The organism is Oceaniovalibus sp. ACAM 378, assembly GCF_008085915.1.
Lineage (GTDB): Bacteria > Pseudomonadota > Alphaproteobacteria > Rhodobacterales > Rhodobacteraceae > Oceaniglobus.
The window spans coordinates 2,501-6,274 of the sequence record NZ_VSJK01000050.1 but is presented as its reverse complement, the minus strand read 5'-3'; the positions used below and the strand labels follow the sequence as shown (position 1 = coordinate 6,274).

Below are 3,774 nucleotides of genomic sequence, written 5' to 3'. Positions count from 1 at the left end.
CTTCCAAAATTTACCAAGCAAGGCGTCTACAAATTTAGGGGCTATTCAATTGCCCGCATTGGAGCCGATAGACCATAGGCACTATGCCCACAAGTTTACGCCCTGCTATATTCTTGGTGGATACGACCGAGTGCTTTCTATCATCACCGGAGCGGTGACGCTTGACGTGTATATTGTGGGTTAGTTTTTGGCCTTAGAACGTAGAAATGGCGCAGCGGGAGGCCCGGTGCGCCATTTGAGTTCTGTTGTTATCGTGAGAGAGATTAATCTGATGTTCCTCGCTAGGTCTGGCGGTGACCTACTCTCCCACGTCTTAGGACGCAGTACCATCGGCGCAACGGCACTTAACTGCCGAGTTCGGTATGGGATCGGGTGTTTTGCTCGCGCTGTGACCACCAAACCAAGGGAAGAACATCACCGGCACGTCCGCGCAGCGAACGTGCCGATCATCAGTCATATAAGTCCAAGTCTTGTACACATGGTGTACTTTTGACCTGACCTCCATCGGATGTTATCCGACGGATAAGTCCAGCTTCTACTGGATCAAATCAAGCCTATCGAGCAATTAGTACCGGTCAACTGAGCACATTACTGCGCTTACATCTCCGGCCTATCGACGAGGTGGTCTACCTCGGCTCTCAGGGATACCTTGTTTTGAGGGGGGCTTCCCGCTTAGATGCCTTCAGCGGTTATCCTGTCCGATCATAGCTACCCAGCACTGCTCCTGGCGGAACAACTGGTACACCAGTGGATCGTTCACCCCGGTCCTCTCGTACTAGGGGCAACTCCTCTCAAGTATCCTACACCCACGGCAGATAGGGACCGAACTGTCTCACGACGTTCTAAACCCAGCTCACGTACCTCTTTAAACGGCGAACAGCCGTACCCTTGGGACCTGCTCCAGCCCCAGGATGAGATGAGCCGACATCGAGGTGCCAAACGGTGCCGTCGATATGGACTCTTGGGCACCATCAGCCTGTTATCCCCGGCGTACCTTTTATCCGTTGAGCGATGGCCCTTCCACTCGGGACCACCGGATCACTATGGCCGACTTTCGTCTCTGCTCGACATGTACGTCTTGCAGTCAGGCTGGCTTCTGCCATTGCACTCAACGAGCGATTTCCGACCGCTCTGAGCCAACCTTCGCGCGCCTCCGTTACTGTTTAGGAGGCGACCGCCCCAGTCAAACTCCCCACCACACAGGGTCCCGGATCCGGATAACGGACCGCGGTTAGACATCAAGCAAAGCAAGGGTGGTATCTCAAGGATGGCTCCACAGAAACTAGCGTTCCTGCTTCAAAGCCTACCACCTATCCTGCACATGCTTGGCCTGATGCCAGTGTGAAGTTGGAGTAAAGGTGCACGGGGTCTTTCCGTCTAACCGCGGGAAGCCTGCATCTTGACAGGCAATTCAATTTCGCTGAGTCTATGTTGGAGACAGCGGGGAAGTCGTTACGCCATTCGTGCAGGTCGGAACTTACCCGACAAGGAATTTCGCTACCTTAGGACCGTTATAGTTACGGCCGCCGTTTACCTGGGCTTCAATTCAATGCTTGCACATCTCCTTTTAACCTTCAGGCACCGGGCAGGCGTCAGACCCTATACGTCGTCTTACGACTTCGCAGAGCCCTGTGTTTTTAGTAAACAGTCGCCACCCCCTGGTTTGTGCCCCCAGCCCGCACTTGCGTACGAACCGGGCCTCCTTCTCGCGAACTTACGGAGGTATTTTGCCGAGTTCCTTCAACATAGTTCTCTCAAGCGCCTTGGTATTCTCTACCAGTCCACCTGTGTCGGTTTAGGGTACGATCTAGCGGAAGAGCTATTTCCAGGAACCTCTAAGCAGCCCATTCAATCCGATAAGGATGAACTACCCTCGAGATCCGTCACTACTTCCTGGCCCAGGAATATTAACCTGGTTCCCATCGACTACGCCTTTCGGCCTCGCCTTAGGGGTCGGCTTACCCTGCTCAGATTAGCTTTAAGCAGGAACCCTTGGACTTTCGGCGACAGGGTCTCTCACCCTGTTTGTCGCTACTCATGTCATCATTCTCGCTAGTGATCTCTCCACCGGATCGCTCACGCGCCGGCTTCACAGAAAACCCCTTGTGTCCATTGCTTTATGCGCTACCGCTACGCTACTAGAGCGCGGCTGTCCGCTGTAAAACACAAGACACATGGAGTTATGTCACACTACGCTCCGCTACCATGCACTATGTGCATCCTAAGCTTCGGCTCATGGCTTGAGCCCCGTTACATCTTCGCCGCAGGACAGCTTATCTAGACCAGTGAGCTGTTACGCTATCTTTAAAGGATGGCTGCTTCTAAGCCAACCTCCTGGCTGTTTTGGCCGTCCCACATGCTTTCCCACTTAGCCATGAATTAGGGGCCTTAGCTGTAGGTCAGGGTTGTTTCCCTCTTCACGACGGACGTTAGCACCCGCCGTGTGTCTGCCATCTATTACTCCCGGGTATTCGGAGTTTGGTTAGGATCAGTAAGCCTGTGGGGCCCCATTACCCATCCAGTGCTCTACCCCCCGGGGTATTCGGATGACGCTCTACCTAAATAGATTTCGCGGAGAACCAGCTATCTCCGAGTTTGATTGGCCTTTCACCCCTAGGCACAACTCATCCCGACCTTTTTCAACAGGTGTGGGTTCGGCCCTCCAGTTAGTGTTACCTAACCTTCAGCCTGGTCATGCCTAGATCACTCGGTTTCGGGTCTGATCCATCTAACTCATTCGCCCTATTAAGACTCGCTTTCGCTGCGCCTACACCTAACGGCTTAAGCTTGCTAGATAGACCAAGTCGATGACCCATTATACAAAAGGTACGCCGTCAGGACTCATGGTCCCTCCGACTGCTTGTAGGCGTCCGGTTTCAGAAACTGTTTCACTCCCCTCGTCGGGGTGCTTTTCACCTTTCCCTCACGGTACTGGTTCACTATCGGTCAGTAAGGAGTACTTAGCCTTAGAGGGTGGTCCCCCCATGTTCAGACAGGATTTCACGTGTCCCGCCCTACTTAATACGTCCAATCGTGCTTCATATACGGGACTGTCACCCACTATGGTTGGCCTTTCCAGACCATTCTATTCACACTCAAGGCTCGGCTGGTCCCCGTTCGCTCGCCGCTACTAGGGGAGTATCGGTTGATTTCCTTTCCTCCGGGTACTTAGATGTTTCAGTTCCCCGGGTTTGCCTTTTTAACCCTATGTATTCAGGTTAAAAATACCTGTTTAACCCCATTAATAGCTGCCCCGAAAGGCAATATTAACAGAGTGTCAGGTGGGTTGCCCCATTCGGAAATTCATGGATCAAAGCGTATTCTCAGCTCCCCATGACTTATCGCAGAGTATCACGTCCTTCATCGCCTCTTACTGCCAAGGCATTCACCAAACGCCCTTTTCGCGCTTGATTTGATCCAGAAGAAGTCAGACTTCTTCAAACGCTGGCGGTCCTTTTGTGCTCCGACAGCGCCGGTGCGTTCTGCAAGCAGAACGTCACCCGGTGCCCTTCCTTGCGGAGGGACAACCGTTGATCAAAAGTATACTTTTTCCCGCCCCCTCACCTGGTTCAAAGTATGAGGAGGTTTGGTCGATGATCTTGCGATCATCATGGTTCGGTTGTCCGTGCGGGCAAACCGAACCGGGTTAGTGTACTTGACTTGGATAGTTACATACATTGCTGCACCTGTTATATCCCGTCACCTTCAGCGACATCGGGACTTGCGTCCGTCCGTCTCCTGCAGTGTCAGGACAGGTACCGCGTGATCTCAGGC

The 3,774-nt window shown here is 53.0% G+C and carries 1 protein-coding gene and 2 rRNA genes; 1 reads left to right on the top strand and 2 read right to left on the bottom strand.

What is annotated here, in order from left to right:
• Positions 1-184, top strand: a 184-nt coding sequence (locus tag FQ320_RS26215; RefSeq protein ID WP_222861726.1) for a hypothetical protein, incomplete at its 5' end; no start/stop codon positions are given.
• 101 nt (positions 185-285) lie between these two features.
• On the opposite strand, the gene rrf is transcribed toward FQ320_RS26215, so the two are convergent.
• A 5S ribosomal RNA gene (gene rrf / locus FQ320_RS24890) occupies positions 286-400 on the bottom strand.
• A gap of 144 nt (positions 401-544) precedes the next feature.
• Positions 545-3,413: ribosomal RNA gene (locus FQ320_RS24885) — 23S ribosomal RNA — on the bottom strand.
• Positions 3,414-3,774 lie beyond the last annotated feature (361 nt).